The sequence below is a fragment of the Nonlabens marinus S1-08 genome, assembly GCF_000831385.1.
Taxonomy (GTDB): Bacteria; Bacteroidota; Bacteroidia; order Flavobacteriales; family Flavobacteriaceae; genus Nonlabens; species Nonlabens marinus.
Window position 1 is genome coordinate 697,486 of the sequence record NZ_AP014548.1, and the last position, 21,607, is coordinate 719,092.

Annotated in this window: 26 protein-coding genes and 1 pseudogene; 10 read left to right on the forward strand and 17 right to left on the reverse strand. The window is 40.3% G+C overall.

Translation table 11 applies throughout. From position 1 onward, the window contains the following. Positions 1 to 55: 55 nt before the first annotated feature. From NMS_RS03230 to NMS_RS03250, 5 genes are all read right to left on the reverse strand, one after another. Positions 56 to 457 (reverse strand): cytochrome C oxidase subunit IV family protein, encoded by a 402-nt coding sequence (locus tag NMS_RS03230; protein WP_041495379.1) that lies wholly within the window; start codon positions 455 to 457, stop codon positions 56 to 58. 17 nt (positions 458 to 474) lie between these two features. After that, positions 475 to 1,494 (reverse strand): cytochrome c oxidase subunit 3, encoded by a 1,020-nt coding sequence (locus tag NMS_RS03235; protein WP_041495381.1) that lies wholly within the window; start codon positions 1,492 to 1,494, stop codon positions 475 to 477. 37 nt (positions 1,495 to 1,531) lie between these two features. Then, positions 1,532 to 2,122 carry a cytochrome c oxidase subunit 3 gene (locus NMS_RS03240; RefSeq protein WP_041495382.1) on the reverse strand — a complete coding sequence of 197 codons (591 nt, stop codon included), beginning with the start codon at positions 2,120 to 2,122 and terminating at the stop codon, positions 1,532 to 1,534. Between the two features lies 1 nt (position 2,123). Further along, positions 2,124 to 2,981: a heme o synthase gene (gene cyoE / locus NMS_RS03245; protein WP_052477028.1), complete on the reverse strand. Its 858-nt coding sequence runs from the start codon at positions 2,979 to 2,981 to the stop codon at positions 2,124 to 2,126. Between the two features lie 428 nt (positions 2,982 to 3,409). After that, on the reverse strand, positions 3,410 to 6,523 hold the full coding sequence (locus NMS_RS03250) for a leucine--tRNA ligase (RefSeq protein WP_041495385.1): 3,114 nt from the start codon (positions 6,521 to 6,523) through the stop codon (positions 3,410 to 3,412). A 125-nt stretch (positions 6,524 to 6,648) separates the two neighbouring features. On the opposite strand from NMS_RS03250, the gene NMS_RS03255 reads away from it, so the two are divergent. The 4 genes from NMS_RS03255 to truB are packed head-to-tail and all read left to right on the forward strand — an operon-like array spanning position 6,649 to position 9,379. Next, a complete protein-coding gene (locus NMS_RS03255; protein WP_041495386.1) occupies positions 6,649 to 7,527 on the forward strand; it encodes a cell division protein FtsX in 879 nt (292 codons plus the stop codon). Between the two features lie 35 nt (positions 7,528 to 7,562). After that, complete coding sequence (locus NMS_RS03260) at positions 7,563 to 7,847, forward strand: DUF3098 domain-containing protein (RefSeq protein WP_041495387.1); 285 nt, start codon at positions 7,563 to 7,565, stop codon at positions 7,845 to 7,847. Further along, on the forward strand, positions 7,847 to 8,644 hold the full coding sequence (locus tag NMS_RS03265) for an undecaprenyl-diphosphate phosphatase (RefSeq protein WP_041495388.1): 798 nt from the start codon (positions 7,847 to 7,849) through the stop codon (positions 8,642 to 8,644). Before NMS_RS03260 ends, NMS_RS03265 begins: the two co-directional genes overlap by 1 nt. Positions 8,645 to 8,674: 30 nt before the next feature. Next, the gene (truB, locus tag NMS_RS03270; RefSeq protein WP_041495390.1) at positions 8,675 to 9,379 is read left to right on the forward strand and encodes a tRNA pseudouridine(55) synthase TruB; all 705 of its coding nucleotides are present in this window, start codon (positions 8,675 to 8,677) and stop codon (positions 9,377 to 9,379) included. A gap of 98 nt (positions 9,380 to 9,477) precedes the next feature. Here the strand turns inward: truB and NMS_RS03275 are convergent, their stop codons facing one another. From NMS_RS03275 to NMS_RS03315, 9 genes are all read right to left on the reverse strand, one after another. Continuing rightward, complete coding sequence (locus tag NMS_RS03275; protein WP_041495391.1) at positions 9,478 to 10,062, reverse strand: FMN-dependent NADH-azoreductase; 585 nt, start codon at positions 10,060 to 10,062, stop codon at positions 9,478 to 9,480. A gap of 136 nt (positions 10,063 to 10,198) precedes the next feature. Next, positions 10,199 to 10,801: a thioredoxin family protein gene (locus NMS_RS03280; RefSeq protein ID WP_041495392.1), complete on the reverse strand. Its 603-nt coding sequence runs from the start codon at positions 10,799 to 10,801 to the stop codon at positions 10,199 to 10,201. A gap of 67 nt (positions 10,802 to 10,868) precedes the next feature. Further along, the gene (gene arfB, locus NMS_RS03285) at positions 10,869 to 11,267 is read right to left on the reverse strand and encodes an alternative ribosome rescue aminoacyl-tRNA hydrolase ArfB (RefSeq protein WP_041495393.1); all 399 of its coding nucleotides are present in this window, start codon (positions 11,265 to 11,267) and stop codon (positions 10,869 to 10,871) included. Next, positions 11,268 to 12,818, reverse strand: a complete 1,551-nt coding sequence (locus NMS_RS03290; RefSeq protein ID WP_041495394.1) for a DUF4301 family protein — start codon at positions 12,816 to 12,818, stop codon at positions 11,268 to 11,270. Next, a complete protein-coding gene (locus tag NMS_RS03295; RefSeq protein ID WP_041495395.1) occupies positions 12,815 to 13,372 on the reverse strand; it encodes an AAA family ATPase in 558 nt (185 codons plus the stop codon). The genes NMS_RS03290 and NMS_RS03295 overlap by 4 nt, the downstream gene beginning before the upstream one ends. Beyond that, a complete protein-coding gene (gene pnuC / locus NMS_RS03300; RefSeq protein WP_041495396.1) occupies positions 13,333 to 13,980 on the reverse strand; it encodes a nicotinamide riboside transporter PnuC in 648 nt (215 codons plus the stop codon). The genes NMS_RS03295 and pnuC overlap by 40 nt, the downstream gene beginning before the upstream one ends. Continuing rightward, entirely contained in the window at positions 13,981 to 14,241 is a 261-nt protein-coding gene (locus tag NMS_RS03305) for a thiamine-binding protein (RefSeq protein ID WP_041495397.1), read from the reverse strand. It lies immediately after the preceding gene. A 23-nt stretch (positions 14,242 to 14,264) separates the two neighbouring features. Beyond that, positions 14,265 to 14,993, reverse strand: a complete 729-nt coding sequence (locus tag NMS_RS03310) for a geranylgeranylglyceryl/heptaprenylglyceryl phosphate synthase (RefSeq protein WP_041495398.1) — start codon at positions 14,991 to 14,993, stop codon at positions 14,265 to 14,267. Further along, a complete protein-coding gene (locus NMS_RS03315) occupies positions 14,993 to 15,622 on the reverse strand; it encodes a 4'-phosphopantetheinyl transferase family protein (protein ID WP_041495400.1) in 630 nt (209 codons plus the stop codon). Before NMS_RS03315 ends, NMS_RS03310 begins: the two co-directional genes overlap by 1 nt. Positions 15,623 to 15,734: 112 nt before the next feature. Here NMS_RS03315 and ahcY point away from each other — a divergent pair, with 112 nt between their 5' ends. From ahcY to NMS_RS03335, 4 genes are all read left to right on the forward strand, one after another. Further along, positions 15,735 to 17,051 carry an adenosylhomocysteinase gene (gene ahcY, locus NMS_RS03320; protein WP_041495401.1) on the forward strand — a complete coding sequence of 439 codons (1,317 nt, stop codon included), beginning with the start codon at positions 15,735 to 15,737 and terminating at the stop codon, positions 17,049 to 17,051. A 76-nt stretch (positions 17,052 to 17,127) separates the two neighbouring features. Then, positions 17,128 to 17,343: a hypothetical protein gene (locus tag NMS_RS03325; protein ID WP_041495402.1), complete on the forward strand. Its 216-nt coding sequence runs from the start codon at positions 17,128 to 17,130 to the stop codon at positions 17,341 to 17,343. Positions 17,344 to 17,449: 106 nt separating this feature from the next. Then, positions 17,450 to 17,803, forward strand: coding sequence for a hypothetical protein (locus NMS_RS03330; protein ID WP_041495404.1), 354 nt, complete (start codon positions 17,450 to 17,452; stop codon positions 17,801 to 17,803). Then, positions 17,803 to 18,183: a VOC family protein gene (locus NMS_RS03335; RefSeq protein WP_231862355.1), complete on the forward strand. Its 381-nt coding sequence runs from the start codon at positions 17,803 to 17,805 to the stop codon at positions 18,181 to 18,183. Before NMS_RS03330 ends, NMS_RS03335 begins: the two co-directional genes overlap by 1 nt. 78 nt (positions 18,184 to 18,261) lie before the next feature. Here NMS_RS03335 and rpmA read toward each other — a convergent pair whose 3' ends face one another. From rpmA to NMS_RS03350, 3 genes are all read right to left on the reverse strand, one after another. Beyond that, positions 18,262 to 18,525, reverse strand: a complete 264-nt coding sequence (gene rpmA, locus NMS_RS03340) for a 50S ribosomal protein L27 (RefSeq protein WP_041495405.1) — start codon at positions 18,523 to 18,525, stop codon at positions 18,262 to 18,264. A 46-nt stretch (positions 18,526 to 18,571) separates the two neighbouring features. Further along, complete coding sequence (gene rplU / locus NMS_RS03345) at positions 18,572 to 19,120, reverse strand: 50S ribosomal protein L21 (RefSeq protein ID WP_041495407.1); 549 nt, start codon at positions 19,118 to 19,120, stop codon at positions 18,572 to 18,574. A gap of 94 nt (positions 19,121 to 19,214) precedes the next feature. Then, entirely contained in the window at positions 19,215 to 19,688 is a 474-nt protein-coding gene (locus NMS_RS03350) for a DUF4199 domain-containing protein (protein ID WP_041495408.1), read from the reverse strand. 175 nt (positions 19,689 to 19,863) lie between these two features. On the opposite strand from NMS_RS03350, the pseudogene NMS_RS03355 reads away from it, so the two are divergent. After that, positions 19,864 to 21,174, forward strand: a pseudogene (locus NMS_RS03355) (M16 family metallopeptidase); the annotation flags it as partial. 87 nt (positions 21,175 to 21,261) lie between these two features. Continuing rightward, the gene (locus NMS_RS14010) at positions 21,262 to 21,606 is read left to right on the forward strand and encodes an OmpA family protein (protein ID WP_262491891.1); all 345 of its coding nucleotides are present in this window, start codon (positions 21,262 to 21,264) and stop codon (positions 21,604 to 21,606) included. The last annotated feature ends 1 nt before the right edge of the window (position 21,607 follow it).

Consider the following 21,607-nt stretch of genomic DNA (forward strand, 5'->3'; position numbering starts at 1 on the left):
CTGGTATAAAAAAGGACGGAAAAACCGTCCTTGTAGTGTTCATTATTAGTGTCGTTTAAAAGTCGAAACTTACAGCAGCGTCCTTATAAACTTCATAGATATAATCACCTTCTACCAGTAGAATTGCAATTAAGTAAATAATCAAGAATACTCCTGTCCAGACTACCGCTCTGCGCAATCCACTCAACTCATCACGCATGTGCATGAAATCCCAAGTGATGTAATAGGCCTTTACTAAGGTCAAGATGATGAAGATCCAGTTAAGGTACTTCAATGCTAAAAACTGACCGTTCAAGATGTCTGGTTTGATGTAACCTAAAGCTACTTCAACGCAAGTAACTATAGAAAGGAAAATCAATACTCCCCAAATCTTCTGTACGTTGTTCTTAAACTTCAATCGGCCTCTAAAAATCGCCAGATTGTGTTCTTTATGTTCTGAATGTGCGTGATCTGCCATTTTAAAATCTTTAATAATTATACGAGGTAGAAGAAAGTAAATACGAATACCCAAACTAAATCTACAAAGTGCCAGTATAAGCCTACTTTCTCAACCATCTCATAGCTACCTCTGCGCTCATAGGTTCCTAACAGAACATTAAAGAAGATGATTAAGTTGAATATAACTCCAGAGAATACGTGGAAACCGTGGAATCCTGTGATGAAGAAAAAGAAGTCCGCAAAAAGTGGCGCTCCATATTCGTTCTCTGTTAAGTTAGCTCCTTCTACAACTTTTATAGCTTGGTTGTTGAGTTTAAACTCTGACTCTTCACGAGAAAGAATCGTTTTTTCTGAAGCTCCAGTTTCCTCGTTTACTTGAATGTATTGAGATCTAATCAAAAGATCAGGGTTTGCAGCAAATCCTCTACGTACTTCATCAATAGAATAGGTAGTTCCTATATCGCCAGAAGTTTCGTACCAGATTCCTTCGCTCTCCCCATAAGCCTGAACATCTCTAGAACCAACGGTGGCGAACTCATCAAGTGCTACACGTTTAAATTCCATCTCACCATCAACCTCTACATACTCTCCAAATTGAAGAATCTTCCCTCCTTTAGTTTTTACAGCACCATATTCACCAGCGATAAAGTTTTTCCATTCCCAAGCTTGAGAACCAACGAATATCAAACCACCTATAACGGTCAACAACAAATAGAAAGAAACCTTCCCTCGATTCATGTGGTGACCAGCATCTACTGCAAGTACCATGGTTACAGAAGAACCAATAAGGATAAAGGTCATCAACGCTACATAAAACATAGGAGCATCAACACCGTGCATGAACGGGAAGTGGTTAAATACCTCATCAGCTATCGGCCATTCTTCAATAAACTTGAATCTAGAGAATCCGTATGCGGCAAGAAAACCTGAAAAAGTAAGCGCATCAGAAAGGATGAAGAACCACATCATCAATTTTCCATAACTCGCACCGAGTGGGCTTGTGCCGCCACCCCATTGTTGGCCTTCTGTACCAGTAGCAGCTACTGTAGTCTCCATAAGTTGAAATTAGTTGTAATATGTCGCAAAAATAGGTCTAAAATATATCTTTAGCAAAAACTAAAAACAATAGTAAATAGATCCAAAGCACATCCACGAAGTGCCAAAATATAGAACCTAGTTCAAAACCTAATAAATTTTCCTTGGTGTATTTGCCTCGCAGCGTTTGTACCGTCATCACAGTTAACGCTATCAACCCAGCAACAATGTGAGCCAGGTGAGCCACCACTATCACATAAATAAAGGAAGCATTCACATTACTGGCCGCACCAGTGAAGCGGTATCCCATCTCAATAATGGAGTTGAAACCCATAAATTGCATGACTACAAAAGCAGTCCCTAACACAAAAGTTATCGCTGTAAAAATCATCGCAGCACCTTTGTCTCCTTTTTTGATCAAGCTTTTGGCAAGCCACAATGTCAAACTACTTAGCAAAATAACTCCAGTACTATAGAAAAATTCTGAAGGCATTTCAATATCTACCCAATCGCGACGGCTACTACTTACTACATAAGCACTAGTCAAACCTGCAAACATCATTACCAGACTGGCAATGGCAAACCACATCATTTGCTTCTTTGAGCGCGCGATTTTTTGTTCGATTGGTAATTCGGTTACATCTGTCATTTTATCTTATAAATTTATCTACCACGTAGATGATCTGTATTAAAGTAATGTAGCTCACACTTACCAGCATAAGTTTTCTCGCTACAGCATTCGTCCGTTCTCTGAACAACTTGATGGAGTAATAGAGAAACCATAGTCCTAATAACAATACTAGCGCTGCACTCCACAGGGTCATGTATAAAGAACCTGTAACGCCAAAGGCTGGAATTAGTGAGACAGCAATCGTCCATATAGTGTATAAAACTATCTGCACAGCGGTTCCTTTATCTGCTGCGCCTGTAGGTAACATTTTAAAACCACCAGCTTTATAGTCGCTCTCCAGCATCCATCCTATCGCCCAGAAGTGTGGAAATTGCCAGAAAAACTGCAACATAAACAAGGTTCCCGGCTCTATACCGAAGCTTCCACTTGCCGCCACCCAACCTAACATATAAGGTATAGCGCCAGGAAAAGCACCTACAAAAACACAAAGCGGCGTTCTCGTCTTCAACGGAGTGTAAACCGCAGCATATAAAACAATACTGAGCGCACCAAAAAATGCCGTAGGCCAATTGATCAAGTACAACAAGTAAACACCCGTCAACGCCATGGTCAATCCAAAAACCCATGCGTGATTCACCGCAATACGACCTGTGGGAATAGGTCGATTCATCGTGCGTTTCATGAGTGCATCCCGGTCGCGTTCGATGATTTGATTAAAAACGTTAGAAGATCCTACTAGAAAGTAGCCACCTATACACAGCAACACAATGGTCAACCAGTCATAGGTTTCAGCACCTAAAAAGTAACCTGCTATAGAAGAAAACACGACCACAATGGACAAACGTGGCTTTGTAATTTCCACATAATTGGCCAGCATTCCAGGCGTTTTTTCTAAAGAAGGTACTTCACTCAAAAGTGTCGTTTTTAAGGGTTTGCAAAGATACCCTACAACGGCTTTGTAGCAAAGCAAAAGATTGCCTTTCAAAAGTGATGTTAAAAGTGATCTCGCTTTCGCGAAAGCGGAATAAATAGATGGTTACTGCAAGTTATTTAGATAGTATTTTCATGTCGCTCCTTCTCGACTGTCGCTCGAAGCGGCTTATAAAGTGCAAAACAATGAAACACTAAAACCAGTGCCTATCGTCTGGTACCAGCAACTAATTGTATAAATCATAACTACCTGTCATCCTAAACTCGTTTCAGGATCTAACTCATTCTTGCAACGATAAAAATGTGAACTAAAATCCACGAGATGCTGAAATGAATTCAGCGTGACAGTTTAATGAGAGCAAAAACACTTAAATACTAACCCACCACAAAATTCACAATCTTCCCAGGAACAATAATTGTCTTGCGCACTACTTTTCCTTCTAATTGCTCCTGAACTTTCTCGTCTTCCAACACCATTTTTTCCAACTCGTCTTTAGAAATGTCTAATGGTAAATCCAGCGTGAATTTCATTTTACCGTTGAACGAGATAGGGTAGGTCTTACTGCTTTCTACCAGGTATTTCTCTTCAAAAACTGGAAATGCAGCTTCACTGATAGATTCTTTGTGTCCTAATAGTGACCACAATTCTTCTGCGATGTGTGGTGCGTATGGGGACACTAGAATCGCAAGTGGTTCCAAAACCTCGCGGTTGTTGCATTTTTGAGCGGTCAACTCGTTGACGGCAATCATAAAGCTACTGACACTAGTGTTGAATGAGAAGTTCTCAATATCCTCACGGGTTTTCTTGATGGTTTTATGCAAGGTTTTCATGCTGTCTGGCGACGCTTTGTCATCACTTACATTGAAACCACTCTCATCATGATACAACTTCCACAGCTTTTTCATAAAGCCGTAAACGCCCGTTATTCCTGCCGTATTCCACGGCTTCGCCTGCTCTAGCGGACCCAGAAACATCTCGTACAAACGCAAGGTGTCCGCTCCGTATTGATCACAGATATCGTCTGGATTGACAACGTTGTATTTGGATTTAGACATTTTTTCTACCTCGCGATGAGTTTTAATTAAGTCATCATCTCCTGTTACAAAAAAAGCGTTTTCAAATTCTGGTCTCCACTCTTTAAAAGCTTCAATATCGAGATTGTTGTGAGCATCAACCAAAGAGACGTCGACAGGAACAATGCGCCCTAAAGATGTATTGTAATAGTTATCTCTATTAAAGTATTTATCAGGTATGCCGTTTGACTTAGCAGTTTCTTTGATTGCCATAAGGTTAGCTGAATAATAATCCTCCAAATAATTACTGTCTAGCACCTCATCTTCTTTGAGACCTATTGACTTTGCATATTTGGGAATAGACGTTAGAGATAGTGGCTTGACAATTTGTTGAGTTAAATCAAAATCAACTGAATTTTTCAAACTAGGAATTTCGTTTTCATTTTCATCTTGTGGGTGAAAAGACACTTGATAAGTGACTGCTATAAAAGCACTCTCACCAAGTATCATCCCTTGATTGATCATCTTTTTAAAAGGCTCTTTAACCGTGACTTTACCCAAATCATGCAGCAACTTTACCCAAAATCTACTGTACAACAAGTGACCGGTCGCATGCTCGCTTCCTCCTATATATAGATCCACATTTTGCCAATATTCCTGAGCTTCGCTTGAGAACATTTCGTTCTCGTTATTGGCATCCATATATCTAAACATATACCAAGAGCTTCCTGCCCAACCAGGCATGGTATTCAACTCTAGCGGATATACACAATCGCGATCATCATCATTGGAAACGACTTTGTTTTCTTTAGTACACCAACTCCAGGTTGTCGCGCGACCTAATGGTGGAGCGCCATCTTCAGTTGGTAGGTATTCATCTACTTCTGGCAATTCCAGTGGCAAGTGCTCGCGGTCGATCATTTGCGGCAAACCGTCCTTATAATATACTGGGAATGGCTCGCCCCAATAACGCTGTCTGGAAAACACAGCATCGCGCAAGCGGTAATTGGTCTTTCCCTTTCCGGCGCCTACTTCTTCCAACTTTTCGATAGCTGCTGCCATCGCACCAGACTCGTAGCTCATACCGTTGAGGAAATCGCTATTGGTTAATTTCGTATCATCTTTTGCGACATAAGCTTCCTCGCTCACATCCACATCTTTGAAGATATTTTTGATTTCTGGCATTCCTTTTTGACAAGCAAAGAAGTTAGCAAAAGCATGGTCGCGTTCATCACCACATGGTACTGCCATCACAGCGCCGGTTCCATAACCTGCCAAAACATAATCGCCTATCCATACCGGGATTTTTTCGCCGCTTAACGGATGTAATGCATAAGCTCCCGTGAACACGCCAGAAATAGTTTTGACATCTGCCATGCGTTCACGTTCTGATCGTGCAGCGGTTGCTTTTTTATAGGCCTCGACCTCAGCCTTTTGATCTGCGGTTGTAATGATATCCACCAACTCATGTTCTGGTGCCAGTGTCATAAAGGTTACTCCATAAATCGTGTCTGGTCGTGTGGTAAAAACATCTATTTCAAGTTCAGAGTTCGGAGTTATGAGTTCAGAACGATTAACTCCTAACTCTGAACTCATAATTCTGAACTTGACAAGCGATCCTATGGACTTCCCGATCCAGTTGCGTTGGATTTCCTTAATGGATTCGCTCCAGTCAAGGTCTTCTAAGTCATTCAATAAACGCTCTGCAAACGCGCTGATTCTCATCATCCACTGGCGCATTTTCTTGCGCACAACAGGATGGCCGCCACGTTCTGAAACGCCATTGACGATCTCATCATTTGCGAGAACGGTTCCCAGTGCTGGACACCAATTCACTTCGGTATCTGCAAGGAAGGTCAAGCGGTAGTCGAGTAGAATTTCTTGTTGTTCTTGTTCGGTAAACGAGTTCCAATCGGCTGCCGTGAACTGTCGCAAATCTTCGTCTGTTGCAGCGTTGATGGAAGTTGTTCCGCTTTCGCGAAAGCAAAATTCCAACTCACTTATAGGACGAGCTTTATCTGCTATATTATCGTACCAGCTGTCGAACAGCATGATAAAAATCTCTTGAGTATATTTATAATATCCTGGATCACTGGTTTTTACCTCGCGCGACCAGTCAAAACTAAAACCGATACGGTCCATCTGCTCACGGTATCGAGCAATATTGTCTTTAGTCGTTATTGCGGGATGCTGACCGGTTTGAATTGCGTATTGCTCTGCCGGCAAACCGAAGCTATCATAACCCATGGGATGCAAGACGTTAAAACCAGTGTGGCGTTTGTACCTAGACACAATATCGCTGGCGATATATCCCAGCGGATGTCCCACGTGAAGCCCGGCACCACTAGGATATGGGAACATATCGAGAGCATAGAATTTGGGTTTATCAGAATGGTTTTGGGCGTGAAAAGTGCCGTTTTTGGCCCAATAGTTTTGCCATTTTGATTCGATTTTCTTGTGATCGTACAGTAACATAAACGCGATTGTGAGGCACAAAAATAGGCCGTTTGCAACAAGTAGGAAACTTATGGCGTTGTAATCCTGCAAGGCTCGCGAACTTTGTTATTTTTGTTCACTGTAACTATTTGCAACAGCGATTTATGGCATCCTCTTCTTCTTATCAAAAACGCCGCTTGTTCAGCTCCTATTTTTGGGTGGTGATCAGTGTATTCTTGGTACTTTTTATGTTGGGCCTACAGGGCTTTTTCTTGTTGAATAGCCAGAAACTAGCCGATTATTTCCGCGAGCAAGTGCCTATGTCCATCTATTTTAAGGATAGCGCCAAAGATGTGGAAATGCAACAACTGGAGAAATCCCTGCAAATGGCAGATTATACCAAGAGCGCGGTTTTTGTAAGTAGTGAAGAAGGCGCGCAAAGAACCATCGAGGATCTAGGTGAGGATTTTGTGGCCAAATTAGATGGTTTTAATCCTATTCCCAACTCCATCGACGTGCGTTTGAATTCCAGCTTTGTGGACGACAGCCAGATCCAGCAAATTGCGGATGATCTTGCTGCCAAAGATTTTGTTCAAGAAGTGAGCTACGACAAACCTTTGGTTTCGCTATTGAATGAAAACGTAAAGCGCATCTCTTTCTGGATGTTAATCGTGAGTGGTGTTTTTATTTTTATTGCATTTCTATTGATCAATAGTTCCATTCGACTGTCCATTTACGCCAAACGATTTACCATTAAAACCATGCAAATGGTAGGTGCGACTAAAGGTTTTATACGCAAACCATTTATCCTGACCAGTATTAAACTGGGTGTGATAGGTGCTCTGCTTGCCCTAGTGGCGCTGGGCGGCGTGGTATACTGGATGGATGGTTACGTGCCTGAATTAGAAATTTTACAGAACTACCAGATGCTGGCGATTTTGTTTGTGGGCGTGCTGGTTTTTGGCGTTTTGATTAGTTTGATCAGTACGTTTTTTGCAACAACTCGATATCTCAATTTGAGAACAGATCAGTTGTATTATTAATTCGCTTTCGCGAAAGCGTAATTATAAATAGTATTATGAGTAAAAAAATCAAAAAGAACCAAAATACAGATTCCACTGAGCCTGATTATGTCAAGCCGGTTTTTGGGTTTGTGTTTAAGAAGAAAAATTACACATGGATGATCATTGGTCTTGCCGTGATTGCGCTAGGATTTATATTGATGATAGGTGGTGGTAGTGATGATCCAAACGTATTCAATCCAGAGATTTTCTCTTGGAGACGCATTAGGCTAGCTCCAGCGCTGGTAATAATCGGTTTTGGGATTCAGGTGTATGCGATCCTTCTTGATCCAGATAAATAATGGAAACTTTTGATGCTATTGTACTGGGAGTCATCCAAGGCTTAACAGAGTTTTTACCTGTTTCTTCCAGCGGACACTTGGAACTAGGAAAAGCGATTCTTGGAGATAATTCAGTCCCTGAGGAAAGCTTGATGTTTACTGTGGTATTGCATTTTGCCACGGCCTTGAGTACAATCGTGGTTTTTAGAAAAGATATTTTGGAACTATTGAAAGGATTGTTTTCCTTTCAGTGGAACGAAGAAACACAGTTTTCTGTAAAGATTATTCTCTCCATGATACCTGCTGTATTTGTAGGCTTGCTATTTGAGGAAGAGATGGAATCGCTTTTTGGAGGTAACGTATTGCTGGTCGGATTTTTATTGCTAGTGACTGGATTGCTTCTGTTTCTTGCTGGCCGTGCAAAGAATACTGGAAAAGCGGTGAGTTGGAAAGATGCGATCATTATAGGCGTGGCACAAGCCATTGCCATATTACCTGGAGTTTCCCGTAGCGGAGCGACAATTTCCACTTCAGTATTATTAGGTAATGATCGTACCAAAGCAGCTCGGTTTTCCTTTTTAATGGTAGTGCCTTTGATTTTAGGAAAAATTGCCAAAGACGTGATGATTGGCGATCTGAATATGGAAAGCAGTAACAGCCTGCCGTTATTGTTTGGTTTTTTTGCTGCATTTATCACAGGATTAATCGCCTGTACCTGGATGATTTCCATTGTGAAGAAGGCCAAGTTGCATTACTTCTCCTATTATTGTTTTGCGGTAGGTATTGTGGCCATTATCGCTGGTAGTCTAGCAGCCTAACTCTAGAATTATTAATTGAAATCTTAAGTTTTGAATCCGCAAGTTTCTGACAATCCCTATCTCACCGGTAAAGTTCTTCTTTTTGATAAGCCCCTGAACTGGACTTCTTTTCAGCTGGTCAACAAAGTGCGCTGGTTGATACGTCAACATTATGGCATTAAAAAAATTAAAGTAGGTCATGCAGGGACTTTGGATCCATTGGCAACTGGTTTGCTGATTATCTGTACCGGGAAGGAAACCAAGAATATTTCCACTTATCAAGCGCAGGAAAAAGAATATACTGGCACCATAACCCTGGGTGCAACAACGCCTAGCTATGACCTAGAAACTGAAATAGATCAAACATTCCCTACAGATCACTTAACCGAAGATTTACTTAGAAAAATTACCGAGCAGTTCACCGGCGAAATCCAACAAAAACCACCTATCTACAGCGCTATTAAAAAAGATGGCAAGCGATTGTACGAACTCGCAAGGGCAGGAGAAACTACCGAAATAAGCGCACGAACAGTAACAGTGACTGACTTTGACCTAACCCGCATAGAGTTACCAAAAGTTGATTTCAGAATGGGCTGCAGCAAAGGAACGTACATTAGATCCATCGCTCATGATTATGGAGCAGCATTGAACAATGGTGGTCATTTGAGCGCGTTGCGCAGGACTAAAATTGGTGATTATGATGTCGCCGATGCGGTGGGAATTGAGGAGTTTGAAGCTGCCTTAATGAAGGGTTGAGCCATCCTTGATTTAATCTTATGAATCATGAAAGTGCTCCATAAAAAAATGCCGAGACCCTCATCCCAGCATTCTCAATAATTAAAATAAAGTTGAAATTATAAAGCCTCGATGGCCGTTGTACCTTTTTCGATACTTGCTTCTCTGGATTGATTGGTGACATCTGCAGCAATAAATGTGACGTCAGTGATTCCTATAAATCCGAAAAAGGTTTTTAGATAAGGTGAAACGAAATCTACTTCGCTTCCAATGGGTGTTCCTCCTGTAGAAATTATCACAAATACTTTTTTGTTTTTCAGTAAACCTACAGGCCCTTCTGGCGTATAATGAAAAGTGATCCCTAATCGGGCAATTAAGTCAATGTAGGTTTTAAGGGCTGCAGGAACAGTAAAGTTGTACATGGGTACTCCAACGATATACGCGTCTGCCGCTGCAAACTCTATGGCTAGTTCATTACTTCCTACAATTTCTTTGCGCTGGTTGTCCGTCAAGTCCTCGGAAGGTGTGAAGTAAGCAGAGTAACGATCCTGATCACCTAATGTGATAAGGTCATCATAGTATAAATCTCTTTTTCCAGTCAGTTTGTGACCTTGTGATTCCAACTTCTCTTGGAGAAGGTCGGTAAGCTCTCTACTTATACTGCCCGCTTGATTAGGGCTACTATCTATTCTAAGTAAATTCATAATATTGTATGTATTTTAATTGTACATACAAATAAAATGCATATTTACTAAAGTCAAATAAATTTACTGTTAAACATTAAAGACGTATTCGTGGAATACTCCCTATTTATTTATCAATCTATATAATAAGTAGAACCTAGAGCTGCTTCAGTAAAGTGATTATATCTCTTTCTGTTTCCTCCCCTTTATCCTTGTTGTACCAGGTTTGAAGTTGTTGTTTGAATTCTGGAGAAAGTGCTCCTTTGGCGCGCTTCTCCTCTGCTACTAATGGAGTTGCAGCTGTAGGTCTAGGACCCCAACTGGCTACCGCTTCATGAGTTTCTGCATCTAATAAAATAACCTTGGCGACCGAACGTGCACCGTTGGTTAGAAAACGATCCATGAGATCTAGGTTTTCATCCCGCAATACAATTCTAAACTCCACACCACCCGCGACGGCTATTTTGTTGATCATAGGCATGGTTTGCGCCGCATCACCACACCAGGTTTCTGTTATGCAAAGAAAGATGAGCTTGCGCTGTAACGAGGCAAGAAAATTCAGCGATTCCTCTTTAAGCCGCATCACTTTGTCTTGACGCTTCATGCGCTGGTGGTTCAATGCAGTATACTGTGCTAATGCGGGAGTTTGTTCATCACCACTATTAGTGTGGTTGATGGCGTGCGATTCCACAAAGGTGCGGTATTGCAAATAAGACATACTGTTTTCTAGTGCCGCTTCAATCGTATCATTAAGTTCCATGCAGCAAAAATAAGCGATTAGGCAACTTATATGGACGCAAAATGTAGGCTATCAATACGGATTTGTGCTACAACCTAAAGTTGCGATTTGCCTTCTTCTCACTGTGCTTTTTCTTATCGTTGAGTCGCTTACGCTTCACTGATGCGGGTACAACTCGTTTTCGCCTCACTTTTTTGGGCTTAGCACTTTTACGCAATAGTTTGACTAATTTGGCAAAAGCCAATTCTTTGTTTTTCGCTTGGCTGCGAGATTCTTGGCAAGATATCTTTAGCAGATTTTCTTTTGTCAACTGATTTTGAAGTGCGGCTAGAATTCGTTCTTTTTCCGCTTTCGCGAAAGCGGAACTCTTTTCAATATCCAACTCCAATAAAACTTTTGTAGCTACCTTATTAGCATGCTGCCCACCAGGACCGCTGCTGGCAACTGCCGTGTAACTCACGTCTTTTTCTAGCTGATTCAAATCCATCTATCCTTGATGCGCTGGTTTGAGTAAATCGTTCACCGTCTTCACTGGATTAAAGGTAATCAGAGGCACCTCTACAAAAATCGTATTCCAATGCGCCATCGCCCCATTCCAAAGCCCTGGAAGCTCTTGAGCTTTCAACTCTTTACCCATTCGTGATTTATGCGTAATGAACCCGGTTTCCAGATCACGGAAACCTGTCAAATCAAATTTATTACCTTGATAATCCCGTACCCCACAGACCAGATCTACCGGATTGAAGTGGGTACAATTAGAGGCGATCTTGCTTTGCTTGTGATTATCTTGGTCGACTTGTGCACTTTCTACAATTTGTAAGCTCGCCTGACCTACTTCATTGAATACCCAAAAAGGGCCACCCCCAGGCTCTCCCTCATTTTTCACCATTCCGCAAATACGCAAAGGACGATTCAACCGGTTCCAAATGGCTTCCAATTGATATTTTGTTGTGTATTTATGATAATCTAAAGGCAATGTGGCATGCAGCTGGTACTTTATAAAACCTTCCACTTCTTGCAGTAATTCCTTAGATGGATCTTGAGTTTCTAAACTTTTTAAATAGTCGAAACATTTTTGCTGAATTTCCAGTAGTAATCCTGCTAACATCTTTTTGTAAGTACCTACTTCTTCCTCAAAGGTGGTTACCGTTACATTATCAATGTTTTTAATGAAAATCAAGTCTGCTTCTTGATCATTTAAGTTCTCCAACAAGGCGCCATGTCCCGCTGGCCTGAAGAAAAATAGTCCGTCATCATTTAGAATGGGCTGGTCGTCTAAGTCTACAGCAATGGTGTCTGTTTTAGGTTGCTGGTGTGAAAATGAAATTTTGAATTTAATTCCTGTTTTACGCTCTACTTTATACTGTATACGCTGGAATTCTTGCTTGAAATCATCCCGAAATGCAGGAGCAATGGTAAAATGCAATCGTGCATTATTTTGTGAGGCAGCATAGCTGGACGCTTCATGTAAATGTTCTTCAAAGGCAGTTGCTATGTGATTGGAATATTTATGAAATGGTACCAACCCTTTAGGCATGGACGTATAATTAAAGCCATCCTTAAACAACATCTTTTTTACAAAAAGTACTTTTTTATCCCGGTCTGGTAGTGAAGCCCAGTTGGCATTTTCTTGCTTCAGTGCTGCCATCACTTCCTCATAAAAAGGGAATTTTTCAATACCCACGAAAAAGGTAAATAGATCCCTAGCTTTTCTTTTATTCACGAATGAATTGATGGAATCTACTACTGGGTCGAACTCTTGAAGAAATTCATGTAGAAATTTGAACATTCTAGTTGCTGCTCCACTTGCTGGTACAAATTTTAAAATGTCCAATTCGGTTTTTTTGTCTTCATAGAGTTTGACCAATTCCTCTTTGCGGTCATCTTCTATCCTCACAATTCCATGATTCACTAGAGCAGCTTTTTTCAGCTTCACCACTGGAAAACCAGTTTCAAAGCGTTGCAGCTGTTTTTCTACAGTGCTTCTTGAAATTCCTTTTTCCTTTAATTGTAGAAGTTGAGCTTCTGTGAAATTCATAGTAATAGGTCATCTATGGCAGCAATAGCATTTAAAAAACGCTGGTGGCCTAATTCCGTAATAATTTTATAAGGCTGTTTGAATTCCTCTAGTGTCTGTTGAAACTTTTTAAAGATAGATTTTCGTTCTTGTGGCCGGTCTCTTAGATCATCTGGGGTCCATTTCGTATCAATATCCATCAATAAATATAAGTCATAACTAGATGCCTTTAAAGACCTCACTAATTCTTGAGGTGCCCGATTGAAATAGATCGTAGAATAAACGTAGGTCTCTAAAATATCTGTGTCACAAAATAGTAGCCTTCCTGCTTGGGTTGCCGCTTTGTTTTCTGACTCTCGTTGACCTATAGCAATAGGTACAATATCACCAAAGGAACAAACTGTACCGGTACGATCCATTTTTTCTTGAAGATATACTCTAGCAAACTCACTTACTTGAGGCTCCTGGTAATGAGCCGCAAGCTGATTTGCCAGTGTTGATTTTCCTGTGCTTTCTGGACCGTACAGCACGATTCTTAAACCGTCAAATTCTGATTGTTCAGGTATTTTTTCCATCGTCGATAACCTTCATAGGCAATTATAGAAAGAAAGATATAAAGCAGGGCGGTCAAACTAAAGGCATTATACATTTCATTAATTTTATAAAAGTACAGCGGCACGGATATGATATTTCCCACCATCAATACGAGCCAATGTTCCAACTTGCGTCGTGCCATCAACCACATTCCAGCAAAAAATATTCCTGTGGTAAGCATATCAATATAAGAAACCCAGTTTTCTAGTCGACCAGTAGCTTTGTATAAAATGAATATGGCAATACCGGTAACCAGAGCAATAGCTGCTGCAATCCACCATTCTTTTTTATAGGTAGTGGTTATGGGAGTTTCTTTATCGTACTTGCCATTTTGTAACCAGTAATACCAGCCATAAACGCTCATGATAAAATAATAGCCGTTAATGACCATATCACCGAGTAAGTTCCATTGATATAATAAATAAATGAAAAGCAAAGTGCTGGCAATACCAAATGGAAAAACCAAAACACTATTGCGCAGCGAGTACAGCACGCTTATTACAGACATTACAATGGCGATAACTTCCAGAATTATTTGAATCCTAGAATACTCGCTATACTGACCAAAAACAAACTCTGTCCATTCCATCTAGAAATGCGGCTTATAGTCGGCGCGATTGGATTTTACCAATTTCATGTAGATCAAAACCTTATCTTGACGGTGCAAGCTTTCTTCAATAGCATGGGTCAAAAACGGCATCAAGGTAGCGTAATCACCAAATATTTGTGTAGATAAAGGGTTTTCCAAAACTGTAAATTGTGAGGACCGCAACACCTTGATAAAATCAATAATGTGTTTTTCGTAATCGTTCTGTAGCGGTGACATAGTCAACTCGATAGATACTTCCATAGTCTGATGGTTTTCCTACAAAACTAACCTTTCCAGTTCAAATTACGCTCTATAGCAGTTCCAACAACCACCATCTGAGCGCCTGCATCAAATCTGTGCTTGATTTCTTTCAAAGTATATAACCCTCCACCTACTATTAGCGGGATTTGTATCAAATCTGCAACTCTTGAAACAAGGTGTTCAGAAACTGAAACCTTAGCGCCGCTGCCTGCTTCTAGATAAAGGCATTGATTTCCCATCAGCGCCCCTGCAACTGCGGTATTTAAGATCAACTCCTCGTTTTGAGGAGAAAGTGGCGCGGTACCAGAAACTCTCGACACGGCACTTTCTACGCCTCCGTCAACTAGAATATAGCCTGTAGGAATTATTTGTAATGCAGATTCTCTTAAGCGGCTTGCTGCGGCAACTTGCTCACCTATAAGATATTGTGGGTTTCTACCAGAAATGAGATTGAGAAACAACAATCCATCTGCATGTTCTGAAACCTGACGGTGGGAACCTGGGAACAGCACTAATTTCAACTCCGTAATTTTTCGGAATTCATCTATCCAATAGTCCAGATTTACGTCGGTCATGGTACTGCCGCCCAGTAAGAAAATAATTTGGTTGAGTTCTAATGCCTTTGTGAGTTGTGGTATGGTGGATGACATCGCTTTCGCGAAAGCGGAAAAATCTTCTACATCCAGCTTTTCAGGATCTACAAGAATGCCCAAAGTTCTTTTGCACTGCTGTAGGCTTTCTAAAATGGTCATCAAGATTTGGGTAATATATACACCAGCGTGTAATCTAGGATCTCTTGAAAATAAGTGTCAAAAGATTTTTGAATTTCTCCAAAATCGATTCGCGATACCGTTTCTCCAGATTCCATACTGAAAGGTTCGACTTTACAATGTTCAAAGAAGCCCAACCCTTTCTGACCTAAACATTTGTACATGGATTCCTTTGCTCCCCATATTACAGTGAGTAATGAAACCTTGTTGGTTTTTTGAGCTATAAATTGAAGCTCATAATTGACAAATTTTACAGCGATGCGCTGAATTTTATCACGGCGTTTCTCGATATCAATACCCGTTGGGGAATCGCTGATGATAATGGCCGTCAATTCAAAGCTATGGGTAATGGAAATATATTTCTCGCCTTCTAGATGGGGTTTACCTAGTTCGTCATAATATAATTGCTTATCGCTATAGCCAGCTTGTAGCAACAAATGGCGTATGCTCAAAAACCCTCGCCGGTGAACCTCTGAACTCATGGTAATCAATCGTTCGACAGAGTTTTGGGACAATTCAATCCCTGATCGCAACCAGGCTTCAGACTCAGTGATTTCCCACACGTAAACCCTTGTATTGCTGCGATTTGTTAGGGTTTTGATAACAGGCATGGAAAACGGCTTAAATTTCGTAAATTTGCACCCGCAATTTAAGAATAATTAAAAGCTTTTAATCTGTTGATTTTGAAGTCCTACAACGACTGAAGCCGCAATAAAAACATTTATGAGTACAGAAACCATCCCTTATACACCTTACAAGGTAAAAGATATTTCCCTAGCGGACTATGGCCGTCTAGAAATTGAGCTTGCAGAAGCTGAAATGCCAGGTCTAATGGCCTTGCGTGAAGAGTATGGCGAGTCACAGCCTTTAAAAGGTGCTCGCATTGCAGGTTGTTTGCACATGACGATACAAACAGCAGTTCTAATTGAGACTCTTGTAGCCTTAGGAGCTGATGTAACCTGGTCTTCCTGTAATATTTTCTCTACTCAAGATCACGCTGCTGCAGCTATTGCTGCCGCAGGAATTCCAGTTTACGCTTGGAAAGGGATGAATGAGGAAGAATTCAACTGGTGCATTGAGCAAACTTTGTTTTTTGGTGAAGATCGCAAGCCATTGAACATGATCCTTGATGATGGAGGTGATTTGACTAACATGGTTTTTGACGAGTATCCAGAACTTGCTAAAGGTATCAACGGTCTTTCTGAAGAAACGACTACTGGAGTTCACCGTTTGTATGAACGTATGAAAAAGGGAACTTTAGTGATGCCAGCCATCAATGTGAACGACTCAGTAACTAAATCAAAGTTTGATAATAAATACGGTTGTCGAGAAAGTGCAGTAGATGCTGTACGCCGTGCAACTGATACCATGCTTGCTGGAAAACGAGTTGTCGTTTGTGGATATGGTGATGTAGGTAAAGGAACGGCAGCTTCTTTTAGAGGTGCTGGTTCCATTGTTACTGTAACTGAAATTGATCCAATCTGTGCTTTACAAGCGGTAATGGACGGTTTTGAAGTGAAGAAACTAGAAAATGTTGTTGGCAATGCAGACGTTGTAATTACAACAACTGGAAATAAAGACATCATACGCGGCGAGCACTTTGAAGCGATGAGAGATAAAGTGATTGTTTGTAACATAGGCCACTTTGACAATGAAATTGATGTTGCATTCTTAAATAAGAATCACGGTAATACTAAGGTAGAGATCAAGCCTCAAGTAGATAAGTATACCATCAATGGTAAAGATATCATCTTACTTGCTGAGGGTCGTTTGGTGAATTTGGGTTGTGCAACAGGTCACCCTAGTTTTGTGATGAGTAATTCATTTACAAATCAGACACTAGCTCAAATCGAATTGTGGACAAACAGAGACGCTTATGAAAATCAAGTGTATATGTTACCTAAGCATTTAGATGAGAAAGTAGCAGCATTACACCTTTCAAGAATGGGAGCAGAGCTTACGGAACTTAAAAAGGATCAAGCAGAATATATAGGTGTGGAGGTTGAAGGACCATTCAAGCCAGAATATTACAGATATTAGGAATCTTTTCCTATATTCCGCATTTAGATACGAATTATGCAGTTTCGCTTTCGCGAAAGCTTAATAAATACAATTAATGGAACTTAAAGAACAAGCAGAAGAATATGAGAACATGTCTATGAGTAACATGTCCACGAGTGATCGTGTTCATGCATCTCGTAAAGGCAAGGAGCTCATCCTAGCACTTAATGAAGTGTTCAAGGAAACGAAAGACGAAGAGATCATGGATTTGATGAAACGTCTAACGGCTAAAAAACAAAAGATAGAAAAGCGTTTGAAAGGACGACCGTAAGCACTTAAAAGCCTCAATTTAATTGAGGCTTTTTTATGCACTTCATTTTTATAAGTCATACTTTCACGATTCAAAACCCGTTAAGGAATAGCAACCCTCTACTGTTATGAAAAACACCTTTCTTATTTTTAGTTCGATCGTACTTATTTCTTGTGCCAGTGATTTTCAAAGAAAAACCATTGAGACGGAAAACCTAAGTGGGTTTATCGAATCAGGCAGCACTTTAGGCGTATATGGAGATGCTGGATTGAAGATTACGGCTGACTCCATACAAATGACCAACTGGCCTATATCGAAGCTTACAGAATCTCTTAAAAACGTCATGGACACAGCGATTGCTACGCCAGGTAAGATGACTGATGTTTATACCATCCAGATTGCTAATAAGGGTCAATTAGACCAACGTGTATTTGTGGATTCACTGATTCACGTCTTGTCAAAAAACGGATTGATTAATTGATGAAAATGCCTGTAAAAAGCGTCCAAGTTAAATCAATACTGCCCTTTATAGGTTCAGACGACTATAATACATCCAGAACCTTTTATAAGAAATTAGGGTTTGAAGAGGTATGGTACTCTTCTAGTATGTGCCGTTTTAGTTTGGATGGTTTTGGCTTTTATTTACAAAATGCACACGTACAAGATTGGGTAGAAAACACAATGCTATTTCTGGAAGTTGAAGATTTGGAAGAAACTTTGAAAATCTTTAAATCTTTGAATCTGCCAGCTGGATTTCCAAAATCACGATTGTCAGAAATTGTAAAAAACGATTGGGGCAGCGAATTCTTCTTGCACGACCCTTCTGGAATACTGTGGCATATAGGAAGTTTTAATTCATAGATCCTTTAAGGTTTTTGACCAAACAAAAAATCCCGTCTAGGAAAACCTAAACGGGATTTTATATGTTAGCAGCTGGGCTTACGCCTGTGCTACTGGTACAATAGACACGTAAGATCTATTGTTTCTTTTCTTAGTGAACTTTACTTCTCCGTCCACTTGTGCGTGTAATGTGAAGTCCTTACCAGCATATACGTTTTCACCTGGATGGTGCTCCATACCGCGCTGACGGATGATGATGTTACCAGCGATTGCCGCCTGGCCACCAAAAATCTTCACACCTAAGCGTTTGGATTCTGATTCTCTTCCGTTTTTCGAACTACCTACTCCTTTTTTGTGAGCCATGATAATTTATTTTAGGTATTCCCTAATGAATGGGAACAGTTATACTTTAGTTATTTTCTAGTAACTCGATAAGCTCAGCTTTCTTAAGTGCTGAATAACCTTCAAGCCCTCTTTCTTTAGCCATTTCTTTAAGCTCTGCCACCGTGTTGTTGCTCAAGTCTGTAGAAGCACTTTCTACTTTTCCTTTAGGAGCATCTTCCGCCTTTACAGGTTTTGCAACTGGTTGGTCTTCTTTTTTCGCTTTCGCGGAAGCAGAATCAGAAGAATCTTTCTTCTTACCACCTTTTAAGGAAATACTAGAAATCTGAATCTGAGACAAATATTGTCTGTGACCGTTTTTCTTGCGGTATCCTTTTCTACGTTTTTTCTTAAAAACGATTACTTTGTCACCTTTAAGGTGTCCCAGAACTTTTGCTTCAGCAAATGCTCCTTCTATAGCTGGGGCGCCGAGTGTGATGTTGTCGCCGTCACCTACAAGAAGAACTTTATCGATAGAAACCGTAGCTCCTTCGTCTTCTTGCATGCGATGTACGAACAACTTCTGATCTTTCTCGATCTTGAATTGTTGCCCTGCTATCTCTACGATTGCGTACATAATGATTAATTAAATTGAATAATTTCGGGCTGCAAATATACTCCTATTGCTCAAATAAGCAAAGTTATAAACAATTAATAAACGTTATTACGTTTTAGTGCTCGTCGTTCATAGGGTCTTGCTCTTTCCTAACCTTTTTAGTATTCCATGATTGCTTATAAATAGGGAGTATCACAAGAGCGCTGGTGATCGTAGTCGCTACCCCTGAAAGGAATACAAATAAAAGTATCGCAAACTCAATCCCACTGCCGGCTATGTTGATTTGCTCTTGCAATGCCTGAGCCAACTCTGGTCGAACTTCAAACAAATAAATTGCCATGAAAATGGTAAAAATGGTAGTTCCAATGAGTCCTGCTAACAGTCCTGCGGTAAACCCTTCCATATATTTAAATTGCTCTTTATCGTGCTTGTAAACATCACGAACTGCAAGAAAAATACAGACAGCGGTTATAACAGCATTAAAGAAGGATAGGTAAATAATTTCAGCTAACCCTAGAAGGTCAATAATCAAAAAGTATCCGATTAATGTAGCTGCAATGTAAAATCCGTATTTAATATTACTATTCATAAATTTTGGTAATGATTGGTCTTGAGGTAAAAATAAGGCTTAATTAAAGCCCTTTCCTAGTGTTTTGAAATTACTTTAACGGTATTTGCACGTCTAACACCTATTTTTAAAGTGTTTGTTTGAAACTGTAACATTTGCAGTGGACTGAGCACTAACAGTTAATAATCGTAAAAATATGAAAATGAATAAAATTGTTTTAAGCCTGGCAGTGGCTCTCATCTCTGTCGTGGGACTTGCACAAAAAGTAGAATTCACGGAGTATGACTTATCCAATGGTCTGCACGTCATTTTACATCAAGAAAATGCAGCTCCGGTTGTGACTGTAGGTGTCATGTATCAGGTAGGTGCAAAGGATGAAGAGCCAGGGCGTACTGGTTTTGCACACTTTTTTGAACACTTGTTATTCGAAGGTACTGAAAATATCGAGCGTGGGGAGTGGTTTAATATCGTAGCCGCTAACGGTGGTAGTAATAATGCAAATACCACTCAGGACCGCACATACTACTATGAAACGTTCCCTTCTAACAAATTAGAATTGGGCTTGTGGATGGAAAGTGAACGTATGCTTCACCCACAAATCGAACAAATAGGAGTAGATACTCAAAATGAAGTGGTCAAGGAGGAAAAACGTCAACGTATTGATAATGCTCCTTATGGTGCTATTATTTATCGAACCGGTATAGACAAACACCTTTTCAAAAAACATCCATACGGACAATCGGTAATAGGTTCTATGGAAGATTTAAATGCTGCAAAGCTTTCAGAGTTTCAAGCATTCAACGATAAATTTTACAATCCTAACAATGCTACCCTAGTAGTTGCAGGTGACATAGATATTAAAGACACTAAAAAGATGATCGAGGATTACTTCGGTACGATCGAGAACAAAGCGCCTCGCAACGAGCGTAAAATGATTGTAGAAGACCCAATCACTGAAACGCGTTATGCTACAGAGTATGATGCTAATATTCAGATTCCAGCTAAAATATTCTCTTACATCACGCCTAAATCAATTGATCGTGATGCTTATGTATTAGACTACATCTCTCAAGTATTAACTGGCGGTGCTAGTTCTAGAATGCAGAAGAGAATGGTGGAAGATGAAAAGATTGCCTTCCAGGTATTGGCATTTAACAGTGCAAACCAAGATTACGGTACTTATACTATGGGCGCTCTTGCGAAAGGTGACACTGAATTGAGCAAACTTGCAAAAGTGATGGATGAGGAAATCAAGAAGCTTCAAACCACACTAATCACAGAACGTGAATACCAAAAACTTCAAAATCAATTTGAAGCACGATATGTGAGCTCAAACTCAAGAGTACAAGGAATTGCCAGCTCTCTAGCTACTTATAATATGTTACAAGGGGATACAGACCGTATCAACAAAGAGCTTGACATCTATAAGAGCGTTACTCGAGAAGACATCAAGCGCGCTGCTAATCAATACTTAAAGCCAAGCCAACGATTAGAACTAGACTATCTAGCTGGACAAGCTCCTGATGATATGGCAGATGCAAAGGATGAAGTGCAGCAAATGAAAGAAGAAATGATGGCGACAGGAACTAATAAAATGTCAGACAAAATTTTCTTCGATTATAATGAAGCTTCTTTAACCGCTAATTCTAAAAAAGAATTGGATAAAATGGCTCAAGTCATGAAACAAGATCCTTCCCTAATGTTGAAAGCAGAAACTTTTACAGACAGTCGCGGTACTGATTCTTATAATTTAGAATTATCTAAACGACGATCAGCTGCAGTTATAGGATACCTAATTGCTAAAGGAATCTCAAAAGACAGATTAGAAGGCATAGGTCGTGGGGAAGCAAATCCAGTAGTTGACTGTAGCAGTGGTGATTGTACCGCAGAGCAGTACGAGCAATCCAGAAGAACTGAATTTACTATCACTAAAAAATAAT

What these genes read in the sequence shown, in the direction of transcription:
- NMS_RS03230 (WP_041495379.1), bottom strand. Translation starts at nt 457, where the DNA reads ATGGCAGATCACGCACATTCAGAACATAAAGAACACAATCTGGCGATT.
- NMS_RS03235 (WP_041495381.1), bottom strand. Translation starts at nt 1,494, where the DNA reads ATGGAGACTACAGTAGCTGCTACTGGTACAGAAGGCCAACAATGGGGT.
- NMS_RS03240 (WP_041495382.1), bottom strand. Translation starts at nt 2,122, where the DNA reads ATGACAGATGTAACCGAATTACCAATCGAACAAAAAATCGCGCGCTCA.
- cyoE (WP_052477028.1), bottom strand. Translation starts at nt 2,981, where the DNA reads ATGCTGGCCAATTATGTGGAAATTACAAAGCCACGTTTGTCCATTGTG.
- NMS_RS03250 (WP_041495385.1), bottom strand. Translation starts at nt 6,523, where the DNA reads ATGTTACTGTACGATCACAAGAAAATCGAATCAAAATGGCAAAACTAT.
- NMS_RS03255 (WP_041495386.1), top strand. Translation starts at nt 6,649, where the DNA reads ATGGCATCCTCTTCTTCTTATCAAAAACGCCGCTTGTTCAGCTCCTAT.
- NMS_RS03260 (WP_041495387.1), top strand. Translation starts at nt 7,563, where the DNA reads ATGAGTAAAAAAATCAAAAAGAACCAAAATACAGATTCCACTGAGCCT.
- NMS_RS03265 (WP_041495388.1), top strand. Translation starts at nt 7,847, where the DNA reads ATGGAAACTTTTGATGCTATTGTACTGGGAGTCATCCAAGGCTTAACA.
- NMS_RS03275 (WP_041495391.1), bottom strand. Translation starts at nt 10,062, where the DNA reads ATGAATTTACTTAGAATAGATAGTAGCCCTAATCAAGCGGGCAGTATA.
- NMS_RS03280 (WP_041495392.1), bottom strand. Translation starts at nt 10,801, where the DNA reads ATGGAACTTAATGATACGATTGAAGCGGCACTAGAAAACAGTATGTCT.
- arfB (WP_041495393.1), bottom strand. Translation starts at nt 11,267, where the DNA reads ATGGATTTGAATCAGCTAGAAAAAGACGTGAGTTACACGGCAGTTGCC.
- NMS_RS03290 (WP_041495394.1), bottom strand. Translation starts at nt 12,818, where the DNA reads ATGAATTTCACAGAAGCTCAACTTCTACAATTAAAGGAAAAAGGAATT.
- NMS_RS03295 (WP_041495395.1), bottom strand. Translation starts at nt 13,372, where the DNA reads ATGGAAAAAATACCTGAACAATCAGAATTTGACGGTTTAAGAATCGTG.
- pnuC (WP_041495396.1), bottom strand. Translation starts at nt 13,980, where the DNA reads ATGGAATGGACAGAGTTTGTTTTTGGTCAGTATAGCGAGTATTCTAGG.
- NMS_RS03305 (WP_041495397.1), bottom strand. Translation starts at nt 14,241, where the DNA reads ATGGAAGTATCTATCGAGTTGACTATGTCACCGCTACAGAACGATTAC.
- NMS_RS03310 (WP_041495398.1), bottom strand. Translation starts at nt 14,993, where the DNA reads ATGACCATTTTAGAAAGCCTACAGCAGTGCAAAAGAACTTTGGGCATT.
- NMS_RS03315 (WP_041495400.1), bottom strand. Translation starts at nt 15,622, where the DNA reads ATGCCTGTTATCAAAACCCTAACAAATCGCAGCAATACAAGGGTTTAC.
- ahcY (WP_041495401.1), top strand. Translation starts at nt 15,735, where the DNA reads ATGAGTACAGAAACCATCCCTTATACACCTTACAAGGTAAAAGATATT.
- NMS_RS03325 (WP_041495402.1), top strand. Translation starts at nt 17,128, where the DNA reads ATGGAACTTAAAGAACAAGCAGAAGAATATGAGAACATGTCTATGAGT.
- NMS_RS03330 (WP_041495404.1), top strand. Translation starts at nt 17,450, where the DNA reads ATGAAAAACACCTTTCTTATTTTTAGTTCGATCGTACTTATTTCTTGT.
- NMS_RS03335 (WP_231862355.1), top strand. Translation starts at nt 17,803, where the DNA reads ATGAAAATGCCTGTAAAAAGCGTCCAAGTTAAATCAATACTGCCCTTT.
- rpmA (WP_041495405.1), bottom strand. Translation starts at nt 18,525, where the DNA reads ATGGCTCACAAAAAAGGAGTAGGTAGTTCGAAAAACGGAAGAGAATCA.
- rplU (WP_041495407.1), bottom strand. Translation starts at nt 19,120, where the DNA reads ATGTACGCAATCGTAGAGATAGCAGGGCAACAATTCAAGATCGAGAAA.
- NMS_RS03350 (WP_041495408.1), bottom strand. Translation starts at nt 19,688, where the DNA reads ATGAATAGTAATATTAAATACGGATTTTACATTGCAGCTACATTAATC.
- NMS_RS14010 (WP_262491891.1), top strand. Translation starts at nt 21,262, where the DNA reads ATGTCAGACAAAATTTTCTTCGATTATAATGAAGCTTCTTTAACCGCT.